This is a genomic window from Anabaena lutea FACHB-196, assembly GCF_014698305.1.
Lineage (GTDB): Bacteria > Cyanobacteriota > Cyanobacteriia > Cyanobacteriales > Nostocaceae > Anabaena > Anabaena lutea.
Map to the genome: position 1 here is coordinate 14,331 of NZ_JACJST010000001.1, position 21,697 is coordinate 36,027.

General features: G+C 39.7%; 21 protein-coding genes and 1 pseudogene. 15 read left to right on the forward strand and 7 right to left on the reverse strand.

Annotated elements, in window-relative coordinates; all coding sequences use genetic code 11:
- Window positions 1–2 precede the first annotated feature (2 nt).
- From H6G59_RS27700 to H6G59_RS00095, 3 genes and pseudogenes are all read left to right on the forward strand, one after another.
- A pseudogene (locus H6G59_RS27700) lies at window positions 3–158 on the forward strand (type II toxin-antitoxin system RelE/ParE family toxin); the annotation flags it as partial.
- 117 nt (window positions 159–275) lie between these two features.
- Window positions 276–530, forward strand: a complete 255-nt coding sequence (locus H6G59_RS00090; RefSeq protein ID WP_190711148.1) for a hypothetical protein — start codon at window positions 276–278, stop codon at window positions 528–530.
- A 14-nt stretch (window positions 531–544) separates the two neighbouring features.
- Complete coding sequence (locus H6G59_RS00095; protein ID WP_422601681.1) at window positions 545–874, forward strand: type II toxin-antitoxin system RelE/ParE family toxin; 330 nt, start codon at window positions 545–547, stop codon at window positions 872–874.
- A 123-nt stretch (window positions 875–997) separates the two neighbouring features.
- Here H6G59_RS00095 and H6G59_RS00100 read toward each other — a convergent pair whose 3' ends face one another.
- Together H6G59_RS00100 and H6G59_RS00105 are read right to left on the reverse strand one after the other, a co-directional pair.
- The gene (locus H6G59_RS00100; RefSeq protein WP_242038746.1) at window positions 998–1,246 is read right to left on the reverse strand and encodes a hypothetical protein; all 249 of its coding nucleotides are present in this window, start codon (window positions 1,244–1,246) and stop codon (window positions 998–1,000) included.
- Between the two features lies 1 nt (window position 1,247).
- Window positions 1,248–1,466 carry a DUF433 domain-containing protein gene (locus H6G59_RS00105; RefSeq protein ID WP_190711149.1) on the reverse strand — a complete coding sequence of 73 codons (219 nt, stop codon included), beginning with the start codon at window positions 1,464–1,466 and terminating at the stop codon, window positions 1,248–1,250.
- Window positions 1,467–1,816: 350 nt separating this feature from the next.
- Here H6G59_RS00105 and H6G59_RS00110 point away from each other — a divergent pair, with 350 nt between their 5' ends.
- The 7 genes from H6G59_RS00110 (at window position 1,817) to mltA (ending at window position 11,344) form a co-directional block, all read left to right on the forward strand.
- Window positions 1,817–1,963, forward strand: a complete 147-nt coding sequence (locus tag H6G59_RS00110) for a hypothetical protein (protein WP_190711150.1) — start codon at window positions 1,817–1,819, stop codon at window positions 1,961–1,963.
- A gap of 111 nt (window positions 1,964–2,074) precedes the next feature.
- Complete coding sequence (locus H6G59_RS00115; RefSeq protein WP_190711151.1) at window positions 2,075–4,228, forward strand: sensor histidine kinase; 2,154 nt, start codon at window positions 2,075–2,077, stop codon at window positions 4,226–4,228.
- Between the two features lie 238 nt (window positions 4,229–4,466).
- On the forward strand, window positions 4,467–4,940 hold the full coding sequence (locus H6G59_RS00120) for an NADAR family protein (RefSeq protein WP_190711152.1): 474 nt from the start codon (window positions 4,467–4,469) through the stop codon (window positions 4,938–4,940).
- 638 nt (window positions 4,941–5,578) lie between these two features.
- Window positions 5,579–8,323 carry a GAF domain-containing sensor histidine kinase gene (locus H6G59_RS00125; protein WP_190711153.1) on the forward strand — a complete coding sequence of 915 codons (2,745 nt, stop codon included), beginning with the start codon at window positions 5,579–5,581 and terminating at the stop codon, window positions 8,321–8,323.
- A gap of 594 nt (window positions 8,324–8,917) precedes the next feature.
- Complete coding sequence (locus H6G59_RS00130) at window positions 8,918–9,688, forward strand: hypothetical protein (protein ID WP_190711154.1); 771 nt, start codon at window positions 8,918–8,920, stop codon at window positions 9,686–9,688.
- 193 nt (window positions 9,689–9,881) lie between these two features.
- Window positions 9,882–10,130, forward strand: a complete 249-nt coding sequence (locus H6G59_RS00135) for a hypothetical protein (protein WP_015214059.1) — start codon at window positions 9,882–9,884, stop codon at window positions 10,128–10,130.
- Window positions 10,130–11,344: a murein transglycosylase A gene (gene mltA, locus H6G59_RS00140; RefSeq protein ID WP_190711536.1), complete on the forward strand. Its 1,215-nt coding sequence runs from the start codon at window positions 10,130–10,132 to the stop codon at window positions 11,342–11,344. Before H6G59_RS00135 ends, mltA begins: the two co-directional genes overlap by 1 nt.
- A gap of 159 nt (window positions 11,345–11,503) precedes the next feature.
- Here the strand turns inward: mltA and H6G59_RS00145 are convergent, their stop codons facing one another.
- Window positions 11,504–12,373, reverse strand: coding sequence for a DUF5895 domain-containing protein (locus tag H6G59_RS00145; RefSeq protein WP_190711537.1), 870 nt, complete (start codon window positions 12,371–12,373; stop codon window positions 11,504–11,506).
- Window positions 12,374–12,500: 127 nt separating this feature from the next.
- Window positions 12,501–12,995 (reverse strand): YraN family protein, encoded by a 495-nt coding sequence (locus H6G59_RS00150; RefSeq protein WP_190711155.1) that lies wholly within the window; start codon window positions 12,993–12,995, stop codon window positions 12,501–12,503.
- Window positions 12,996–13,009: 14 nt separating this feature from the next.
- Here H6G59_RS00150 and H6G59_RS00155 point away from each other — a divergent pair, with 14 nt between their 5' ends.
- Both H6G59_RS00155 and H6G59_RS00160 read left to right on the forward strand, forming a co-directional pair.
- Window positions 13,010–13,513 (forward strand): pentapeptide repeat-containing protein, encoded by a 504-nt coding sequence (locus H6G59_RS00155; protein WP_190711156.1) that lies wholly within the window; start codon window positions 13,010–13,012, stop codon window positions 13,511–13,513.
- A 93-nt stretch (window positions 13,514–13,606) separates the two neighbouring features.
- Window positions 13,607–15,019 (forward strand): adenylate/guanylate cyclase domain-containing protein, encoded by a 1,413-nt coding sequence (locus tag H6G59_RS00160; RefSeq protein WP_190711157.1) that lies wholly within the window; start codon window positions 13,607–13,609, stop codon window positions 15,017–15,019.
- 207 nt (window positions 15,020–15,226) lie between these two features.
- Here H6G59_RS00160 and H6G59_RS00165 read toward each other — a convergent pair whose 3' ends face one another.
- From H6G59_RS00165 to H6G59_RS00175, 3 genes are all read right to left on the reverse strand, one after another.
- Window positions 15,227–17,251: a glycoside hydrolase family 10-like protein gene (locus H6G59_RS00165; protein ID WP_190711158.1), complete on the reverse strand. Its 2,025-nt coding sequence runs from the start codon at window positions 17,249–17,251 to the stop codon at window positions 15,227–15,229.
- An 89-nt stretch (window positions 17,252–17,340) separates the two neighbouring features.
- Window positions 17,341–17,847 (reverse strand): pentapeptide repeat-containing protein, encoded by a 507-nt coding sequence (locus H6G59_RS00170; RefSeq protein WP_190711159.1) that lies wholly within the window; start codon window positions 17,845–17,847, stop codon window positions 17,341–17,343.
- A gap of 52 nt (window positions 17,848–17,899) precedes the next feature.
- Window positions 17,900–19,297 (reverse strand): amidohydrolase, encoded by a 1,398-nt coding sequence (locus H6G59_RS00175; RefSeq protein WP_190711160.1) that lies wholly within the window; start codon window positions 19,295–19,297, stop codon window positions 17,900–17,902.
- Window positions 19,298–19,380: 83 nt separating this feature from the next.
- Between H6G59_RS00175 and H6G59_RS00180 the strand changes: the two genes are divergently transcribed.
- The 3 genes from H6G59_RS00180 to H6G59_RS00190 all read left to right on the forward strand — a co-directional run bounded on the left by H6G59_RS00180 (window position 19,381) and on the right by H6G59_RS00190 (window position 21,411).
- Window positions 19,381–20,157 (forward strand): cysteine hydrolase family protein, encoded by a 777-nt coding sequence (locus tag H6G59_RS00180; protein WP_190711161.1) that lies wholly within the window; start codon window positions 19,381–19,383, stop codon window positions 20,155–20,157.
- A 54-nt stretch (window positions 20,158–20,211) separates the two neighbouring features.
- Entirely contained in the window at window positions 20,212–20,667 is a 456-nt protein-coding gene (locus H6G59_RS00185; protein ID WP_190711162.1) for a cupin domain-containing protein, read from the forward strand.
- Between the two features lie 324 nt (window positions 20,668–20,991).
- Window positions 20,992–21,411, forward strand: a complete 420-nt coding sequence (locus tag H6G59_RS00190; protein ID WP_190711163.1) for an NUDIX hydrolase — start codon at window positions 20,992–20,994, stop codon at window positions 21,409–21,411.
- The last annotated feature ends 286 nt before the right edge of the window (window positions 21,412–21,697 follow it).

Below are 21,697 nucleotides of genomic sequence, written 5' to 3' on the forward strand. Positions count from 1 at the left end.
GTGGTAAAAGCTACTCAGAAATACGTGCTGATTTGCGAGGATTACTCCTTGAAGGCTATATAATTTTTTATAGAGTGTTGGATGATGGAATTGAAATTTTACGAGTAGTGAGTGGTCGTCGTAACCTTCCTTCTGTTTTTGATGATTCTGAATTGTAAATTTAGAGAGATAGTTTCGGTAAGCTTTACTAACGCATTTTATGGATGTAGAGTTAGGAAAGATCGCATTAGTTGACATACAATAAAATCTAGAAACCTTTCCCAAAATATACGGTTATGGCGATAGTTGTTTCCCTTAGCCCAGAATTAGAAGCTAGACTGCGAGAGAAAGCAGCACAGCAAGGACAAGATATTAGTTTTGTCGCGGCTGAATTGCTAGAGAATATCCTAGACTGGGAATTACAAGAATCAGAAGCATCTATTAAGGGTATTCAGCAAGGGTTAGAAGATTTTGAAGCCGGTCGTTTTCGTTCCTTTGATGATTTTGCTAATGAGCAGCGTCGCAAATATAACCTGCCAGCCGATTCATAAAATACCGTATTGAAATCTCTAGCACAGCAGAAGCAGAAGCAGACAAAGCATTTTTACAGTTGTCTCAAATAACTTCTCCTGAAAAAGCAAGCCAGTGGTATGCAGAGTTATTAAGACTAATTGAATCTTTATCACAAATGCCAAAGCGATGTTCTTTAGCTAGAGAAAATGATTATTTGAGTCAAGAAATTCGTCAGATAATTTATGGTAAAGGACGCAACGCATACAGGATAATTTTCACAATTATAGAAGGAAAGGAAGTTTCTACAGTTCGTATTCTTCATATCCGTCACGCAGCACAGCAGACAATTGGCGAACCACCAGATGAATCTGATGCAACCTAAAATTAGGGCGAATTGCATTTTTGATGTAGAGTTAAGAGCGATACCTTATCATTCAAGACTAATAACCACAGCTTGACCTTTCACTACTGTAGATAATACATCTAAAACTTTTGGAATTAAAGGTTAAATATCCATTAATCTATTAGACTTTGCTTGCAAAACAACTACAGCGATATTGAACTGAGATAAATTTTGCTGAAAAGATAGATTCCTATCAACGGTAATAAAAACATCAAATTCTGTTTCTATTAAAGCCAGTAATTTACCATTTTTAGTTCCCGCCCATCCCATCTGAGGAACAGTTTTGATTTCATAACCTATAAATTCTTTGGTTAACCGGCGATCAATACATTCATCTAAAATCAATTTCATTTTATGCTACCTTACTAATCACTTGCTTTCCTACTTCCTCCAAAAATGTAATAACTTGCTCTCTAGTAACCGTGGGAAAACCATCTAAAAAATCATTTATTGAATCTCCATCTGTCAAATAATCTAAAAGTGTTTGTATAGGAACTCTTGTTCCAGTAAAAACAGGAGTACCACTCATGATTTCAGGAGACACACTTATAACTGAGGAATGGTTAGACATGATGTTTTATATCTTCAGGTTATATTCCTAGTTTAGCTATAAAGTGGAGAGCGATATCTATGCCTACAGCACGCTACACGAACGGTGAGCAAAGTTTACGCATTTCTAGTTTAGAGTCAAAAGCGTAGCCTGCGCTTTGCGCTCACGGTAAGCCACGAAAATACTTCCTATAGCGATCGCACTACTACAGCAAATATTCACTTTTTCTAAAAAAAATACCTCACAATCGGGATTGCTCTGTTTAGCCTTAATACCTTTTAATGCTATTTTTAGCTAAAATACAGTAAAAACATAGACTTATAGTAGTATAATCTCAGAAATATCATTAAACTAGACCAATCGTCACGAAAATGACCAATACAGCCAGCCCTACAGCAATTCGCACTACACAGGTAAAAATCCCCAACCAAGACTTGCGAATAGGCACTTACCCAGCAAAACCTGTGGGTAAAGCTAGGTTTCCGGCTGTGATTGTAGTGCAGGAAATTTCCGGGTGAATATCCACAACCGGGAAATGACAGAGAAATTAGGCATTAACAAGGGGACTCATCCAATATGTGAGATTTTTGACCGCAGATTAACGCAGATAATTGTCTCAATAACAAGCTATGAAATCCCTGATTCAGATTGGTGTTTTAGCACATCGAGATACCCAGCATACATTACAAACCTGGCAAGCAACGGCAGACTACCTCACCTCCGAACTTCCTGAATATCACTTCGCCATTGTTCCCCTTGATTTCACCCAGATTGGTGCAGTAGTTGAGCAGAATGCTGTGGAATTCGTGATTACCAGTCCGGGGATATATGTAGAATTTGAAGCCCTCTATGGAGTGAATCGCCTCGCAACCTTAAAGCACCTCCGTTTAGGACAAGCTTACACCATGTTTGGTGGAGTAATTTTCTGTAACGTCGATTGTAATAATATTCATACCCTCAACGACTTACGAGGTAAACGCTTTATTGCAGTTGCGGAAAATTCTCTTGGGGGTTGGAAATCGGCATGGAGAGAAATTGTTGAAGCGGGGATCAATCCTTACCGGGATTTCCAAAGTCTGCAATTCAGCAATAGCCATGATGCAGTTGTATACGCCATTCAGGAAGGTAAAGCAGATGCCGGCACTATTTCCACCAATGTTCTCGAACAAATGGCTTTGGAAGGAAAAATTGACCTAAAAAACTTCAAAATCATCAATCAGCAAACCCAGTATGGAGAAAAGTTTCCCTTTGCCTTAAGTACGCGGTTGTATCCCGAATGGGCGTTTGCTGTCACCCAACAAACTTCCAGTGATTTAGCAGAACAAGTAGCGATAGCCTTACTCAAATTACCGAAAGATCATCCCGCAGCAAAAGCAGCAAAATCAGAAGGTTGGACGATTCCCCTCAATTATCAATCAGTTCATGATTGCTTTCAAGTTTTGCAGGTTCATCCTTATAAAGATTTCGGCAAAATCAGTTCCAGCTTTGAACTTGCAGTTAAGGGATCAAATGATGGCTTGTGGGATTGGAATTTGGAAACAAATGAAGTTTTCTTTTCTACTCGCTGGAAAGAAATGTTGGGATATAAAGAAACGGATTTACCCAATCACTTTGAGGAATGGAAACAGCGTTTGCATCCAGATGATCGGGATCGAGTTTTAACAACTTTCCAAAAATATTTTGAGGGGCGACTTTCCACCTGTGAACTGGAATATCGCCTGCAACATCGTAACGGCAACTATCTCTGGGTGCTTTGTCGGGCAATATTGTTGCGCGATGTTTGGAAGCAACCATACCGCATGGCAGGTTCTCACACCGATATCACCCAACGCAAACAAGCCGAGGAAGAATTACGACAATCTGAATTACAGCTAAAAACCCAAACCCAGCATTTGCAAGCAGCATTGAAAGAGTTACAGCAAACTCAAATGCAATTGATTCACAGTGAAAAAATGTCCAGTTTAGGACAACTAGTAGCGGGAATTGCTCACGAAATTAACAATCCAGTAAATTTTATTTATGGCAATATCAACTGTCTGGAAGAATACGTTCAAGGCTTATTAAATCTGGTTCAGACTTTCCAAAATAGCTATCCCCAGCCTGTAGAGGCAGTCCAGGAAGTTATGGAAAAGTTTGAATTTGGCTTTGTGAGTACCGACTTACCGCTACTGCTTAATTCTATGCGAGTTGGCAGCGAACGGATTCGAGATATTGTCAATTCTTTGCGAAATTTCTCCCGCTTGGATGAGGCAGAAATTAAATTAGTTGATATTCATGAAGGAATTGAAAATACATTACTAATTTTACAGCATCGTTTGAAGTTGAAGTCTCACAATTCTACTATTGTTATTAATAAAGAATATGGTAATTTGCCAGTGGTAGAGTGTTCGCCAGGACAACTAAACCAGGTATTTATAAATATTTTAAGCAATGCCATAGATGCTTTGGAAGAAACCATTGCCCATAAGCAAAAAAATTTTATTCCTACCATTACTATTCGGACTAAAGTTATAGCCAATCGCTGGGTTTTTATCCACATTGCAGATAATGGATTAGGCATGGCAGAAAACACAAAGCTACGAGTATTTGACCCATTTTTTACAACTAAACCAGTTGGACAGGGAACAGGATTAGGATTATCTATTAGCTATCAAATTGTAGTAGAACGACATACTGGCAAACTTAATTTCTTCTCTGAACCTGGACAGGGAACAGAATTTCAGATTCAGCTTCCTGTATGTCGAAATTTTGCAGAACCTTTAGCAACTGTGAAAAAAGGATAATTTTTGGAAATTGGAAATTGCCTTTTCGTCTTAATTACAGCCCTTTTCAGGTAAATGAACTAAATCTTGATCAAAGTTTCGCGCACCAGCAAAGCTTAACCCTTACGGGAGCCAGAGGCTATAAAAGGAAACGCATTATACCTTAATTAGGTTGCGTATATCTCGGCACTCTTCATGTCTGAGTTTTACGCTAACTGAGGATTCATATAAAATTTAATATATAAACAAAAATTTTGAAATGACTATTTACTTTTACAAAGTGTGGCAGCCCTATGGCTGTTTTTCTAACTTTTCTCCCCACCCCATCGAAATTCAGAGTACTTACTGGCCAACAGTTGAGCATTATTATCAAGCGCAAAAGTTTGTGGGCAGTGAAGATGAGGTTATTATACCCTTAATCCATAGGGCTGCAACTCCTGAAGAAGCTGCCGCTTTAGGGCGTTGTGATAAACATCGACTACGTTTGGATTGGGAATTGGTCAAAATTCAAGTCATGCGAGAAGCTGTTCTCAAAAAGTTTCTCACTCATTTGGAGATTCGAGAAGTGCTGTTGGTAACAGGTAATGAAGTTCTGGTGGAAAATTCACCCACAGATTATTTTTGGGGCTGTGGTACGGATAAAACCGGTGAAAATCATCTTGGTAAAATCCTGATGAGTGTGCGTGAAGAAATCCGTCAGTTACTCTCTTTGTCAATCAGTAAGTCGGCGTAAATATTTGTCGTTGGACTCAGGCAGCTATGCTGGAGGGACGCGGAGATGGGGATGGGGAGATGAGAAGAGTAGTTATAGTCACTTATCTTTCTTCTGCCTCCTGCCCCCTGCTTCCTGCAAGCTGAAATCTGCTGTAATAATATTAGGTTATTCAAAGCGATTTTCCCTACAAAACTTCATAAATCATCAATTATTGATCAAAAAGAAATCTGCTTAAGTATGTTTACCGCATTAATTGCCCAAATTAATTTCTTGAAAGTGATAAGGAAAGGAGATTTTAAACATAAAACTTTATAAACAATAGATGCTTTTAGTGATATGGGAATAATATTTGATGTTGGAAATATACGTAGGGTGGGCTATGGCTTATAAACCATTGCTGCGGTGGGCAATGCCCACCCTACGAGACTTAAAATTTGTCAGATATCATTTATGATTCCTATATCTACTATAAGTCAAGGAAGAATTAAGTAGTTATACTGAAAGGGTTGAAAAAATATGGAACTAAAATTTGCTATATGTAGTTAAAATAAACTTTAGTAAATAAAAGATAATAAATCTACAAAGGTTAGAATCATAAATTCATATCAGGGAAAAGGGTTTAAAAAATTATATTTTTGATAAGGTGAAGATTAGCAATGACTTTTACCGATAAGCCAAACGGTTTGCAGCAAAGCATAGAGCAAGAAAATTTACTGCACCGGATGATCAAACAGATTCGGCGATCGCTTGATTTCCAAGAAATATTAACAAACACCGTGACTGAAGTTCGTTCATTCTTGGGAACAGATAGAGTCAAAATATATCGGTTTGACACTGATGGTAGCGGTGAAGTCATTGCAGAATCCAATTATATGCAGCGTCTGCCATCTTTATTAGGGCTGCATTTTCCAGCTAATGACATTCCCCAACCAGTCAGAGAAATGTTTTTGTTAGCTCGGCAACGCTCAATAGTAGATGTGCCTGGAGGAACAATCGGCTTATCGCCACTTAAGTCAGCAAAAAATGGCAAACCCTTACTCACACAGAATATTCACTATCGGCAAGTAGACCCATGTCATATTCAATATTTACAAGCCATGGGTGTACAGTCTTCGTTTGTGGTTCCAATTTTAGAATACGACCCCAAAGGACAAGCGACACAGCCGAAACTGTGGGGATTGCTGGTATCCCACCACAGCCAACCGCGAACAATTTTGAGACGAGAACTCAAAGTAGTACAGCAAATTGCAGATCAGGTAGCGATCGCTATTTCTCAAAGTAACCTACTCAGTGAAGCCAGAGGTAAACAACAACGCGAAGCCATCATTAACCAAGTCACAACCCTCCTACATCAACTCCCAACAATCCAACTACAAGAAGCCCTAGAAGCAACAATTTCCTCCTTTAGTGGTATTGGTGGCAGGCTTTATATTGAACAAAGCGGCGAACTATATACCTGCGGTGAACAGCCACAACTACCTGATGAATTAGCAAATAGTGTAATTGAACAGCATCCCGTGTGGCAAAACTGGATGGCTGAGTATAAACCAGGGCAAATTTGGGCGATTCCCGACCTTTATAAAGCATCATCTTTGCGAGTTTTAGCCCTGGCCTTTCAGTCCACTCAGATTCGGGGGCTAATGGTCATTCCCCTGCACTACCGCGAAAATTTCATTGGTGTGTTAAGCATTTTTCGCCCAGAATTTGATAGTCAAGTCCTCTGGGCAGGAAGACATGACCAAAATAAGTATCAAGAATTACCACGCCTGTCTTTTGAAGTTTGGCGAGAGGAAAGAAAAGGCCAAGCACCAGCATGGACACCTGAAGAAATCACACTAGGACAAGCTTTGTCACAAAATTTCTCAATGGCAATTCAGCAACAGCAAACATACCAAGAACTACAGTTATTGAATGCCAACCTCGAAGTCAGGGTAAAAGAACAAACCGCTGAAATAGAAAAAACCTTGATGCTGACTAAGGCACTCAAGCAAGTCACAGATCAAATTCGCAGCACATTGGACTTGAATACAATCCTGCAAACCATAGTCCAGGAAGTCCGTCCCCTACTCAATTCTGACCGGGTGCTAATTTATCAGTTACGAGGGGAAACTGAAGGTGAGGTGATTGTAGAAGAGGTTAATGGTAATTGGCAGTCAGTTTTGGGACTGAAGTTGTCATCGGAATGTGTTCCTGAGGAGTATACCCATCTTTACTTACGTGGCAGGGTAAGGAAGATTAACAATGTGACAACAGATACACTGAGTCCTTGTCATCGAGAATTCTTGGCAAGTATGCAAGTCCAAGCCAACCTGATCGTACCCATTAAAATGGGCAGTCAACTTTGGGGTTTGCTGGTTGCCCATCACTGTGAATCTCCCAGGATTTGGCAAGATGCAGAAATTGATTTGTTACAGCAGTTAGCAGACCAAGCAGCGATCGCAATTCAGCAAGCCCAACTCTATGAACAAAGTTGTATAGCCGAAGCTAAAGCCACAGCCAAAGCCGCACAGTTAGAGCATACCCTACATCAACTTCAAGAAACCCAGGCCAAATTAATTCAAACCGAAAAAATGTCTGGTTTAGGACAGTTAGTTGCAGGTATAGCCCACGAAATTAACAACCCGGTCAACTTTATCTATGGCAACCTCTGTCATGCCAGCAACTACACCGAAGACCTACTCAACCTTTTACAACTTTACCAGTCTCATTATCCCCAACCTCATAGTGAAATTAGTTCCACTATCGAAGCCATAGATTTTAATTTTCTCATCCAAGACCTACCAAAAATCATGTCCTCCATGAAAGTAGGATCAGATCGCATCCGTTCTATAGTCCTGTCATTACGCAATTTCTCCCGTCTCGATGAAGCTGAAAACAAGCGTGTTGACTTACATGAAGGCATTGATAACACTTTATTGATTTTGCAACATCGACTCAAAGCACACAGCTATTTTCCTGGCATTGAAGTGATCAAAGACTATGGGAAATTACCAAAAGTAGAATGCTATGCCGGACAAATGAATCAGGTATTTATGAATGTCATTAACAATGCTATTGATGTCTTAACCGATGAGATAGAAGAAAGAGTAGAAACAGCAGTTATCAAACCACAACCCACTATTCGTATTTCTACCAGAGTTTCAGCCCAAAATTCCTATCTGTTAGTTAGCATTGCAGATAACGGACCAGGCATGAGTGAAGAAGTTAAAAAGCGGATTTTTGACCCATTTTTTACGACTAAGCCTGTCGGTAAAGGTACAGGATTAGGACTGGCAATTAGTTACCAAATTGTTGTAGAAAAACATGGTGGACTCATGGAATGTATATCAGCACCGGGGAAAGGTACAGAGTTCTGGATTGAAATTCCTCTCAAATTTCAAGGAGAACAAAATAATTCGTAATTCGTAATATATAGATAGAACTAAAGTTTTAGGGAATAAGACACTTTCTATTAAGAGTTCCCTGTTCCCTATTACCTTTTTTTGTAAAGTTTCATTGCAGAAATTTCCACCTTTATCTACACGTGCTATTGTAATAATTGAAGCTACAAAAAAAGCTTCCCTGGCAGATAAAACAGCTAGTAGAGTGGAAATTTAGTAAGAGGTAAAATCGCTGTTGAAATTAAGTCTGTCTCGTCCAAACAACATAACACCCAACGCGAACGCTTATATTCTCTCGATAGATTAAAATCAGAGGGCGCTGTGACTAATCTTGATCACTTGTTTATCAAGGGTATGAAAGGTAGTACATCCCTAGATAGAATCAGTAATAGGAGAGAGAAACCAAGTTAGTAGATGTTGGGTGTTATTGTTTGTAATTAGAGATCGATGATCTCTTTCTGAAGATGAAGCTGCATAGAATCAGATTTCCAGGATAACTATCGCAGATATAGACTAGCTTTGAGTGGCTTCTCGACGAGTAAGCAGATACTCCCCATCTCAGAGAGTAAGTTTGTACTATAATTGAATAGCAACAGACATTTAAAATAGCCCTTTATGTCAATTATTGCGCTCAGAGCGTGGTATCTACAAGATTATGAGCCAATTACAGAATTGGAAAAACGTCCCCCAGACATTCGCTTGAGTAAAAAAAGCTTACTCAAATCAGGATTGCGTGCGGACTTTTTGGAAGAAAGTGACGAAGTTAAAGCATCAACTTGGTTTAGACGATATCTGGAAGGAGAAAATACAGAATTTTATATTGAGGGTAGCGGTGGTTATTGTGTAGCTAACATTGACTTGATTAGTCATGAAATTTATTTTACTAAACAGGCGTTGTTAGCTCAGTTAGAACCAACTATTGTTTTCTGCTCTCAAACTGAGTATGCAACAGCAAGTGATCTGCTCAGAGAAGAACTACAAGAAAGTTTAAAAACTTTAAACACAAAATCGCGTTTACCCCTAACATTAATAGAATCATCTCGCCCCAGTAATGCACCTCTACGGCTGAACCAAGCCATAATGAGGAAAATCAGGAAGAGTTTATTATTTATTGCAGATACTACACCTATCAGCAGCGTTGAGGGTAAAGAAACTCATCAACTAATTCCCAGTCCCAATGTCTGCGTAGAAATTGGTTACGCTATCGCAAGTAAACGGTCTGAACAAATTCTACTAGCACAAATGCAACGCCCAGAATTAGAAGGACAATTTCCCTTTGATTTACCCATGCAGCAAATTTTACAATTTCAAGACGGTGGAGAATTAAATAAAATCCTCACAGGCTGTATTGCAACACAGTTAGCACGATTTAAATTATTTTTCTGATTTTTTTCCAGCAATTATCGGGAACTGCTGTGGGGGAAGCAAGCGTCATGGCTGAAAGTAAAAGTTATGAATTCATATTCTGATTCTGCCCCCTAGTTTGGTACATCTGCTACTTCTTGCGTATGCTTACTCTTTTCATTGGTAGCCGACGTGGTTAACAATGAGTTGGATGTATTAAAAATGATGTGAATTTATGCCTAGAACTCCAAACGAATATGCCGTTTTCCTCCTGTTGGATAGCGGACATCGGGAAGAAGTGCGTTTTCCTACTATTCAAGAGTTTCAAAAATGGTATAGTGGGGAGCTTGTGCCAAAGTCCGCTTCTAATGATTTTATTAGCGTACCGATTAAAAATATTCAAGGGGAATATATGGTGGTACGTCCATCTCGAATCGTGGGTATTCGGGTAGAACCGATTTTTAGTTCTAGTATTGAAAGATGATGAGAAAAACCCTTACTTTGCTATCCTTGAGTTTAGGAATTGCCTTTGTAAATCCACTTTGGTCAGTTGTTGCTCAAGTTCCAACTACACAACCGATACCAATACCGACGACTCCTGAAGTCTTACCACCACTGCAACTTGTCAACGTGCAAACTGCTTGTACCCCGCAAAATTGCTTGGGTTGGGATGAGCAACTTTGGGGTAAACAGGGAGATAAACAAGCACTGCTAACTTCAATAGATCATAGTTTGCGTTATTTGGGAACGAATAAAGCGATCGCTATTTATCAAAATTATCCAATCAAAGAGATTACCCTAGATCGTGTGCGTCGGAGTTTGTTACGCTTTCGGCAATTGGTTGTCAGTTCTACCTCAGCAGCCCAACTACAAGCCGCTGTGAGTCGGGAGTTTGTCTATTACCAGTCTGTAGGCAATGATGGCAAGGGTACTGTCAAGTTCACAGCTTATTACGAGCCGGAGTATACCGCCAGCCGCGTGAGAACTTCAGTATATAAATATCCCTTGTATCGAGTTCCGGCTGATTTTAAAGAATGGGCTAAACCTCATCCAAAACGGATTGATTTAGAAGGTAAAGATGGTTTAAAAGGGAATAAAAGCAAGTTACGTGGGTTAGAAATGCTTTGGTTCCGCGATCGCATGGATGCATACATGATCCATATCCAAGGTTCTGCCCAAATTAGATTAACAAATGGCAAAAGAACCTCCGTTGGCTTTGCTGGGGGAACAGATTATCCTTGGACTAGCATCGGTGGAGAACTAGCGAAAGATGGCAAACTGCCACTTAGCGGTTTAACAATGCCCAAGTTACTGAGTTATTTCCGTCAAAATCCCAGAGAATTAAATAATTATTTACCACGCTGGGAAAGATTTGTTTTTTTTCAAGAAACTAACGGTACGGCAGCTACAGGCAGTCTTAATGTACCTGTAACAGCAGAACGTTCCATTGCCACAGATAAGTCCCTCATGCCTCCTGGCGCACTAGCACTGATTAACAACTCATTTCCTTACCCTGCGGGTGGAGGTAGATTGGAGTCTCGGAGAGTTAGTCGTTTTGTCTTAGATCAAGATACAGGAAGTGCGATTAAAGGGCCAGGAAGAGTAGATTATTTCATGGGAACTGGTCAACTAGCAGGCGATCGCGCAGGCATTACAGGCGGTAACGGTTCACTGTTCTATTTACTACTCAAAGAATAGGAGGCAGGGGGCAGGGGGCAGGGTGCAGGGTGCAGGGTGCAGGGTGCAGAGTGCAGTAGATCATTATTTCTCCCCATCACCCCATCACCCCATCACCCCATCACCCCATCACCGCCTCTCCCCATCACCCCATCACCCCATCACCCCATCACCCCATCTCTAATAAGGTGGATAACCAAATTCATCATCATCGGCATAAACATAAGAATTGGTAACACCAGCCATTTCCACCTTAGAAATTTCTGGTTTAATCACTTCTTTGCCAAATTCTTTGTGTTCTTCAAAAGCCTGACAAATAATTGCCGATTCAGGAGAATCTGAGGCAATCATATAATCAGTTAAAGTTGAGACTGTGGGATGTTTGTAATCTACAGTTGAAGCCACCAAAGCTGTATTTGGTTCAATTCCTCTTTCTTCACATTCAATGATTGGGCAAAAAATTCCATGAGCGTGGAATAAAGGACCCTTTGGAGTCACAGGTTTCTTTTGGAAGCCAGCATAAGCCTTTTCTAATTCTGCTACGAAACCCCCAATGGCTCTCCCTTGTTGGTATTCAGAATAATTTTTACCAAAACTAGCGCCAGCTGAACCACTGAGAGTTAATTGCAAAGGAGATTGATGTAAAAACTTTTTATCTTCACCTACCAAAAAAATCAGATGACGAGTAAAAACTTTAAATTTAAGTTTATCAGCTAAAAAAGCATCATAATTATCCTTAAATGTACCCAATTTAATCCCTGTTTCTCGGTCTTTAACAGATAATGGGCCACGACGCACAATTACTAATCGGGGAGTAGTGCTAATAAACACCGTTTCCATTCCCGAACTAAATTCATGGTCTATCTGTTGCCAATTCTCATCTGGTGTAAAACCAACAGCTTGGGCATTATCCTGGCTAATTGCTAAACCATAACTCTGTAAACCATCTGTTCCATAACGAGGATTGATCATTAACCCCCAGGGAAGGACTTGGGAAGGTGGGGCGTTAAATTTTTCGTCTTCAAAGTCGAACTTAGCAGATGCTTTCATCATTTTAGAATAAAAACGTGTTTAATTTTACAATTTTAACTTTTGTACCATCCATCGAAGACATCAGGCACAGTCTGACTTAGATTGTAACAACTGGGGAAAAAATATTTTCCAGCCGGACAGAATACTATAGCTCAAAAGCAGATGGAATATATTCTTGCAGTTGCAAAGTGAGTTCATTTGTGGATAAACTGGCGATCGCTTCAGAGATAGCTGTAACTTGACTCTGCTTTTTTGATACCCGTTGACAAAAGACAATAGCCACATCAAAGCGGCATGGGTAATCAGCTTTTTCAGGATATTCAGCCAAAAAAATTTCTGCTGTGCGCCAGAGTTTTGCTTGCTTTTGTGGGGTGATAGCGGTTCTACCTCCAGCATCCCAATTACCTGCACTGCGGGTTTTTACTTCTACAAATGCCAGGATTGAGTCCTGATGATGGGCATTTTGGAAGGTTGCTGTTTCTATTTGCTGGTGGTACTGGGCGATAATATCGATTTCACCCCAGCGAGAACAAAAGCGGCGGTGCAAAACCTCCCAACCTGTAGATTGTAACCATTGGGCTACTAGGTCTTCTCCTAAATGACCAATATCTGGATAATTAGATCGTGGAGGTTTAGACATTAAATAAAAATACCATGAATACTAAGTATCGGGTTTGCTCAATTATACTCAGTTTATTGTTGTGGGTAATCATCCCCATGACAGCATTAGTAGGTGTAACATCAACGGCATTAGCACTGGAATATAACAAAGAAATCCTCATAGAGGCTGATTTTTCGGGACGTGATTTAACAGACTCCAGCTTTACCAAAGCTAATCTCCGTCAGAGTAATTTCAGTCATGCTAACTTGAGCGGTGTGAGCTTTTTTGCAGCGAATCTAGAGTCAGCAAACTTAGAGGGGGCTAATCTTACAAATGCTACCCTGGATTCTGCGCGTCTGATTAAAGCAAATTTAACTAATGCAGTTTTAGAAGGTGCATTTGCAGCCAGTGCCAGATTTGATGGTGCTATAGTTGACGGAGCAGATTTTACTGATGTACTGTTGCGTTCAGATGAGCAAAAAAAATTGTGTAAGATTGCCAAAGGCACTAATCCCGTTACAGGTAGGGATACGCGGGACACGTTATTTTGCCCCTAGTTGCCCAGTAACATTCAGGTAATAAATACTTCAGAGAAAAAGCTCAGTAATCAGTAATCCGTTTGTTGCCTGTTTGTGGAAGGAGAAAGCTGGATGTTAACCTTTATTAAATTGTGCCTACAGCTTTTTAATGCCAGGTTATCACGGTACATTGTTACCTGGGTATTTACCAGCATTGTAGTGATTGAACTAGCAATTCTGGTACCTTCTTATTTTCGGCGTGAAGATGAGCTATTATCCAAGCTGGAGAATGTTTCCGATGAAGTTTTTGCTTCCCTTGTTTACAAAATACAGCAAGGTGCAGATGCTTCAGAAATTCTGAGCATTACAGCTAACAAACTCAAACCTGGATCTGTGATTCTAGGTGGAGCAATTTACCAAGCTAATGGCAAATTGGTGGGAACATTTGGGGAAAAACCCTACATTTCTGCTACTAATTTGGGGAAGGCTAAGGTTTTTCGGTTTCGGAGTCGAGATAGAAAGCGCTATGATGTGGCTTGGTCTGCCCAAATGTTAGCTGGGAAGTATATCCTGATTGTGCGTCATAATTCTTCCTCTGTACAAACAGAATTGTATGCTTTTTCAGTCAGGGTTGCCGGACTGGTTTTAATCATTTCGATTTTTGTTACTCTGACGACGATGTTAACTTTGGGAGTAACGGTGATTAGGCCAATTTTGTTGCTGCGAGATGATTTGGTAGCTGCGGGGGAAGCGATTAGTGAAGATGGGGATGATCCGCTTTTTTCTACGTTGTCTGTTAAACGTCGGGATGAGATGGGTGAAGTGATAGAGGCATTTAGCCAAATGTTTCAAAGAGTCAGAGCGGAAATTAGCACTCGTCATCTGATAGAAACTTCTCTACGGGATGAACAGGAAAAATCAGAACGGTTGCTGCTGAATATTTTACCTGCGGAGATTGCCCAACAGTTAAAGCACAATCAAAGTGCGATAGCTCAACGATTTGATGAAGTCACTATTCTCTTTGCAGATATTGTCAATTTTACCGGACTAGCAGCGCACATCACACCTATCGAACTTGTAAATTCTCTCAATGAGATTTTTTCTAGCTTTGATAGATTGGCAGAATTTCATGGTTTAGAGAAAATCAAGACAATTGGTGATGCTTACATGGTAGTTGGTGGTTTACCGACACCCCGCTCTGATCATGCCCTAGCGGTTGCTCAAATGGCACTCGATATGCAACAGGCAATTAGTCAAATTCAAACAGTAACAGGTGAATCTTTTCAATTACGAATTGGGATTAATACTGGTTCTGTAGTTGCTGGGGTGATTGGTTTAAAAAAATTTAGTTATGATTTGTGGGGTGATGCGGTTAATCTAGCTAGTCGGATGGAATCTCATGGAATTGTTGGCAAAATTCAATTATCAGAAACGACTTATTTACATATCAAAGATGATTATAAATTAGAAAAGCGGGGATTAATTCAGGTAAAAGGGAGAGGTGAAGTCACTACTTATCTGCTAATTAGCAGAAATAATTCGTAATTCGTAATTCGTAATTCGTAATTCGTAGTTCGTAATAATGCCTACGGCAGGCTACCGCCAACGTAATTCGTAGTTCGTAATTCGTAATTCGTAAACAGGTAACAGGTAATTTTCCCCGTGTCCCTGAATCTCCGTGTCCCTGCATCTCCGCGTCCCCGTGTCCCCGCGTCTCCCCATCTCCGCGTCCCCGCGTCAGCCATTAGGATATTACGTCACAGTAATCACCAAACCCTCACTCTCATTTCCTAATCTATCCACTGCACATACTGCATAGGTTCCGGGTTGTACAGTAGCAAAGGTAGTCCCAGCGGATAAAATGCGCTGAATTGTCCAATTATTAGCAGTTTGGCGATAAAGTGTCCAAGAACGCACAGGTTGATTATCAGTTGGTTGCCAATTTAATTTACCATTTTCAAATTTGAGATTTTTTGGGGGAGGTGGTGGTGTGGTGTTTTGCCATGACATAGTGGGAACTAAGGCAGGTATGGGATAATAAGACTTAAATTGGTCAGCTATGCCTTGACGATTGTTTTTGATAGAACTCATACTAAAAAAGATATTTCCCAAAGAAAGTTTTCCAGCTAGGTTGCGAGAAATCAGAATTTGCTTTTGTATTTCTTCATTTTTCCAAACTTTTCCGTCCAGTTGTCCGATATTATTACCAGCGTAAATATGTCGTTGTTTGGTATTAGTTTCTGTCCACCATTTTAGTAAGACTTCATAACTTTGTTGTGTTTGGTCAGTACGCCAATAAAGTTGGGGGGCTAAATAATCTATCCAACCTTCTTGTAACCATTTTTTGGAATCAGCATAAAGGACATTATAGGGATCTAAACCAACAATACCTGCTGGTTGTCCGGGGCGATAAATGCCAAAGGGACTAATACCAAATTTAACGTGAGATTTAGTTTTTTTAATTCCCTGAGATAAACGCAACACCATCTGATTTACGTTTTCCCGTCGCCAATTTTCGAGGCTGAGTGTGCCACCATTTGATTTATAAGCTGCGTAGGTTTTACTATCAGGAAAAGATTGACCAGATATGGGATAAGGATAAAAATAGTCATCTAGATGAATGGCATCTAAATCGTAGCGGCTGACAACATCGATAATTACATTGTAGGCTCGATCTTGGACGATTTTTGCGCCTGGGTCCATCCATAATTGATTACCCCATTGGTAAACAACTTCAGGATTTGTGATTGCTATGTGGGGACGGACATTAGAACCACTTTTGATGGTAGTTTTGGCGCGGTAGGGGTTGAACCAAGCATGAAGTTCAATATTGCGTTTATGACATTCTGCGATCGCATATTCCAAAGGATCATAAAATGGTTCTGGTGCTTTCCCCTGAGTCCCTGTAATCCATGCACTCCAAGGTTCTAACTGAGAAGAGTATAAAGCATCTCCCTCTGGTCGTACCTGCAAAACTAAGGCGTTAAAATTGAGAGATTGTAATTGTTTAATAATTTCCAAGAGTTCTGCTTTCTGCTGTTCCACAGGAAGTCCAGGTTTGGAAGGCCAATCACTATTCCACACAGTTGTCACCCAAGCACCCCGAAACTCTCGGCGATGATTTACCCTAATTGTATTGGGAGTAGGGGGTTTAGTGTTATCCGATGATGGTGGAACCACAATATAGTCAGAAGCGATTTTTTCCGCTTTCCCCAGATATACCAAAGCTTGATATACCATCACCGCTACCTCAGCACGAGTAGCCGCCATTTGTGGGTTGAGTATTTTAATATTGGGATAATTAGCCACCCAACCGACACGAGTTGCGATCGCAATCTGATTGATAGCATAACTAGAAATGACTGCCGCATCTTGATAAATTTGTGGTAACTTACTCACTAAGTCAGGTGCTACCTGAGCAGCAATCTCTAATCCATTCACCATAGATACTAAGACATCACCCCTGGAAATAGTGTCATTGGGGCGGAAAGTCTGATCAGGGTAGCCCACAAGAAATCCAGTTTCGTAAACTTTTTTAATGGCATTTTTTGCCCAATATGTCTCATCAACATCTTTAAAAGAGACATATTCCCGTTTTTTACTGGGCGTAAATACAGAACCGATGATAGCAGCAAACTCACCACGAGTAACAGGATTATTAGGACGAAAAGTGCCATTACTATATCCATTGACAATGCGACGCTGAACTAAAGCCTGAATGAATAAACGCGCCCAATGACTTTGAATATCGGAGAATGACGTAGAAGTAGATACCATAGGATATTTTGAGAGTGATTGAGATTTTACAATTAATGAATATTCAGACTAACCAAAAATCCCGCTTAAATAAAATTAGTAGGAATTGGCTAATCAGGCATAAGTAATCCCGTGGCTTTGATAGGATCAAAACCTTCGGGAAACAAAGTTTTATGATTATATTGTACTCGAATTAAATTTACACCTTCAAGATTTGCTCCTCGCAGATTTGCATCTTGTAAATTAGCTTCTCGCAGACGCGCATTTTCTAAATTTGCTTGCAGAAGAATAGTACCACTCAAATTAGTTCTTAGCATTGTTGCATTCACAAAAATTGTTTTCGTCATCACCGCACGATTTAAATCAGCTTTTGTTAAATTTGCATAACTCAAATTAGCCTTATTTAACATTGCTGTACTCAAATTAGCCCTTAATAAAAGAGCATTAGTCAAAATTGCCCCACTCAAATCTGCCCTTACTAAAATTGCCCCACTTAAATTAATATCACTCAAACTCACACCTTGGAGAATTGCGGCAGTTAAATCAGAACCTTGAAAATCCCTTTCTCCTGCTGCATAGAAATGTAATAACTCTTCAGCACTATTAACCTTAACCATCTTAGATTCCAGATATTAAACTAAAAAAACTCCCTCTGCGTACCTCTGCGTTTTATAAACCCATAACTTGACGATAACGCCCTTCCATTTGAGCTACACTTGCTGATTTACCGTGACTTTCCCATTCACTCCGATTAAATAATTCTTGCTGCAATTCATCAACATTAATAGTTGTAACTGCACCATTAGCAATAATTTGTTTACCATTCACCCAAGCACTATCCACAACATTGCTAGGACGACCCAAAACTAATAAACCAATCGGATCAGTCCGAGGTAATAATGATAAATTAGTCAAATCATAAAGAACTAAATCAGCTTGTTTACCAACAGTAAGAGAACCAATTTTATCATCTATATTGAGTCCCTTTGCCCCACCTAAAGAAGCCATTTCTACAGATTCACGGGGAGTAATCCAAAATTGATAATCAAAATCTGTAACATTGTGCAGAATCGAACCAATTTTAATAGCTTCCAACAAGTCTTGAGAATCATTACTAGAAGCACCATCACAACCAAAAGTTACATTTACCCCAGCTTGACGATATTTTAAAATTGGAGCAATACCACTACCTAAACGCAGATTACTTAAAGGATTATGAACGACAGTAGATTGAGTTTGGGCAAGGATATTAATATCAGCATCAGTTAACCAAACACAATGGGCTAAACTGGTACTTGCGCTCAAAAAGCCAATTTTTTGTAAATGTTCAACCGCACTACAACCATATTTTTCTTGTGCAAGTTTTTTCTGCGCCTTAGTTTCCAATAAGTGCGAGTGACGACAAAGATTGTCACGATTACTTAACTCAATACATCCAGTAAATAGACCATCAGTACACAACTGAATCCCCGTTGGTGCAACTAAAATACTTATACCCTCCTCTGGACGATGAAACAGCCTCACCGCTTCTTCAATAATTGCCAAAGTTTCCGCAGTCGAACGAAAATAAGGCTCATGAATCAGGGAAGATTCCCCTGAAGGTATCCCAGCGCTGAGAGATTCATCTTGAATTAGAGGTGCGACAAAAGCCCGAATTCCTATTTCTTGATAAGCGCGAACGGCTGTAGCAATGGTTTCTAACTCTTTTCCGGGAATTAACACCAAATGATCAACTATACTCGTTCCCCCAGAAAGTAAAGTTTCTAGCGCCGTTGCCAATGCGCCCAGATAAACTTGTTCCGTATCCAAAGGGGCAAATTCATATAGATGTGCTAACCATAATTCTAACGGCAAAGGTGGAATTACTCCCCGTTGCCAATGTTCAGAAGAATGAGTGTGGGCGTTAACAAAACCAGACAACAGCAGTTTATGTTCACCATTAATTCTTGTACCAATCACATCTAAATCAGGTGCAATGGCGGAGATAATACCATTGACAACCTGAACATCTACAGTCGTGTAACCATCTGTAATAGGAATGACAGCATTTTTGATAGTAAAGTCCATTATTTTAACCTTGATTAAGTAATTGAACAGTCAACAGATTTTCAAGTTACAACGTAAACAATGATAATTAGGTGTTGGCATTTATGAATCTACCGCTTCGGACTTTAGGAGTTGCACCAAATGCTTGGGGAGTGAATCAAGATTTTGCAGATATTACTCGTCCGCAAAAAACCCCACAATCCGTGATTTTATCCACAGAAACCAAAACTTTGCGCCTTGATTTGGCAAAAACCGCCATTATCATTATTGATATGCAAAACGACTTTTGTCATCCTGATGGTTGGTTGGCGCATATCGGCGTAGATGTCACCCCAGCCCGTCAACCCATCGAACCTTTACAAAAATTATTACCACAACTACGGGCGGCTGACGTACCTATAATTTGGCTAAATTGGGGAAATCGACCTGATTTACTAAATATTAGTTCAGCTTTACTCCATGTCTATAATCCTACAGGTGATGGTGTAGGATTGGGTCATCCTCTTCCCAGCAACAGTGCTAAAGTACTTGAAGCAGGTAGTTGGGCAGCAGCAGTAGTAGACGAACTCGAACAGCAACCAGATGATATTCGCGTTGATAAATATCGAATGAGTGGTTTTTGGGATACGCCCTTAGATAGTATTCTGCGGAACTTAGGAATAAGGACAATATTATTTGCAGGTGTCAATGCTGACCAATGTGTTTTAACAACATTATGTGATGCCAACTTTTTAGGATATGACTGCATCTTAGTCAGAGACTGCACCGCCACAACATCCCCTGAATATTGTTGGTTAGCTACATTATATAATGTCAAACAATGCTTCGGTTTTGTGACAGATTCCTCAGCAATTAAAACAGCAATAATTCGTAATTCGTAATTCGTAATTACCAATCACCAATCACCAATCACCAATCACCAATCACCAAATATTATGTATGCTACTCGTTGTGTAATTCCGGTTATTAAATCTCCCCAAGATTACCAAGCATACCGCATCAGCCCCCGTGATTCTAATCGATTAGCAATTATCTTTGATTCCACAATTGCTAATACTTCTTTGACTTGTTGTGTAGAAATATTTGATGTCGGTGGACAAACGCCAGCAAATCGTCATCAATGGGCATTGGAAATGTTTTTTATTCTCAAAGGAGAAGGAGTTGCTATTTGTGATGGTAAAACAGTACCAATCAAAGCTGGAGATAGTTTATTAGTACCGCCTACAGGCACTCATTTGATTAAAAACACAGGTGATAATCGTCTTTATACACTGACGATTATGGTTCCTAATGAAGATTTTTCAGAACTAATTCGCAGTGGCATTCCTGTAGAATTAGATGCAGAAGATATGGCTGTTTTGGGGAGAGTAGATCCTTTTAAATTTGTTTAAGTCTAAAAACCTAATGATTTGGTAGGGTGGGCAATGCCCACCAACCCTCATTGAGAAGGTACAAGACGTGAATAAATAAATACATACATCAAATAGGATTTTATCTCAGTGAAGCAGTGATGATTAAAAACTAAGATTCAATAATTCTGGTCAAATATTATACGGAAGAAGCTGTTAAGCTAGTGAAATATGTAACTAAAGGCGATGAATTGATAGTCAATATTGCCAACTTTGGGGAAACAACCCTAAAGACAGATTGACTATAACGCGATCGCTCTTAAAATAACTAAAATTTAGTAAATGATTAATTAGGAATACATTCCCATGAGCCAAAAACCCAACAAAGTTTTGAAACAATCAGGAGTTATTCCATATCGTGTCAAAGATGGAAAAGTCGAAATTTTATTGATTACCACTCGTAAAAGTCAAAGCTGGGTAATTCCTAAAGGAGGAGTTTGCAAGGGAATGAGTCCTTACGATTCAGCGGCCAAAGAAGCGTGGGAGGAAGCAGGAGTAGTTGGTCAGGTGAATAATGAGAAAGTCGGTGCTTATAAATATCGTAAAGGTGGTAATATCTATCAAGTAAATTTATTTTTGTTACCAGTAGAGACAGTCTTAGAAGATTGGCCAGAGGCCATGCATAGAGAACGGCTGTGGTTAGAGATTAACCAAGCTGCCAGATTAGTAAAGAAAACTTCTCTCAAAAGAATCCTCAAGACTTCACAAGACCAAGTGAAAATTTAATCCTTGTTTCTTGTATATAAATTAGCAATATTTAAATAAAATCGCCCCACTTTTTCCGGGGCTTTTGTTATTTGTGTTACGGTCAACTTATCATTGATTGGCAAAATGTTAAGTAATTTTAACTTTTTAGCACTCGTTCATGTAAATAAAATAACATTATCATCCATCTCTTCTACAATATAAATATCACCTATATTGTCTGAATATGGTTCAATTTATCCCAGTACAAAAATTCAACAAGATATACCCACCTATGATGTGTGTGATAAATTCACTTTGTCCAAAC

Bases quoted from the DNA above. Each gene is read 5' to 3' on its own strand.
- H6G59_RS00090 (WP_190711148.1), top strand. From the start codon at position 276: ATGGCGATAGTTGTTTCCCTTAGCCCAGAATTAGAAGCTAGACTGCGA.
- H6G59_RS00100 (WP_242038746.1), bottom strand. From the start codon at position 1,246: ATGAAATTGATTTTAGATGAATGTATTGATCGCCGGTTAACCAAAGAA.
- H6G59_RS00105 (WP_190711149.1), bottom strand. From the start codon at position 1,466: ATGTCTAACCATTCCTCAGTTATAAGTGTGTCTCCTGAAATCATGAGT.
- H6G59_RS00110 (WP_190711150.1), top strand. From the start codon at position 1,817: ATGACCAATACAGCCAGCCCTACAGCAATTCGCACTACACAGGTAAAA.
- H6G59_RS00115 (WP_190711151.1), top strand. From the start codon at position 2,075: ATGAAATCCCTGATTCAGATTGGTGTTTTAGCACATCGAGATACCCAG.
- H6G59_RS00120 (WP_190711152.1), top strand. From the start codon at position 4,467: ATGACTATTTACTTTTACAAAGTGTGGCAGCCCTATGGCTGTTTTTCT.
- H6G59_RS00125 (WP_190711153.1), top strand. From the start codon at position 5,579: ATGACTTTTACCGATAAGCCAAACGGTTTGCAGCAAAGCATAGAGCAA.
- H6G59_RS00130 (WP_190711154.1), top strand. From the start codon at position 8,918: ATGTCAATTATTGCGCTCAGAGCGTGGTATCTACAAGATTATGAGCCA.
- H6G59_RS00135 (WP_015214059.1), top strand. From the start codon at position 9,882: ATGCCTAGAACTCCAAACGAATATGCCGTTTTCCTCCTGTTGGATAGC.
- mltA (WP_190711536.1), top strand. From the start codon at position 10,130: ATGAGAAAAACCCTTACTTTGCTATCCTTGAGTTTAGGAATTGCCTTT.
- H6G59_RS00145 (WP_190711537.1), bottom strand. From the start codon at position 12,373: ATGAAAGCATCTGCTAAGTTCGACTTTGAAGACGAAAAATTTAACGCC.
- H6G59_RS00150 (WP_190711155.1), bottom strand. From the start codon at position 12,995: ATGTCTAAACCTCCACGATCTAATTATCCAGATATTGGTCATTTAGGA.
- H6G59_RS00155 (WP_190711156.1), top strand. From the start codon at position 13,010: ATGAATACTAAGTATCGGGTTTGCTCAATTATACTCAGTTTATTGTTG.
- H6G59_RS00160 (WP_190711157.1), top strand. From the start codon at position 13,607: ATGTTAACCTTTATTAAATTGTGCCTACAGCTTTTTAATGCCAGGTTA.
- H6G59_RS00165 (WP_190711158.1), bottom strand. From the start codon at position 17,251: ATGGTATCTACTTCTACGTCATTCTCCGATATTCAAAGTCATTGGGCG.
- H6G59_RS00170 (WP_190711159.1), bottom strand. From the start codon at position 17,847: ATGGTTAAGGTTAATAGTGCTGAAGAGTTATTACATTTCTATGCAGCA.
- H6G59_RS00175 (WP_190711160.1), bottom strand. From the start codon at position 19,297: ATGGACTTTACTATCAAAAATGCTGTCATTCCTATTACAGATGGTTAC.
- H6G59_RS00180 (WP_190711161.1), top strand. From the start codon at position 19,381: ATGAATCTACCGCTTCGGACTTTAGGAGTTGCACCAAATGCTTGGGGA.
- H6G59_RS00185 (WP_190711162.1), top strand. From the start codon at position 20,212: ATGTATGCTACTCGTTGTGTAATTCCGGTTATTAAATCTCCCCAAGAT.
- H6G59_RS00190 (WP_190711163.1), top strand. From the start codon at position 20,992: ATGAGCCAAAAACCCAACAAAGTTTTGAAACAATCAGGAGTTATTCCA.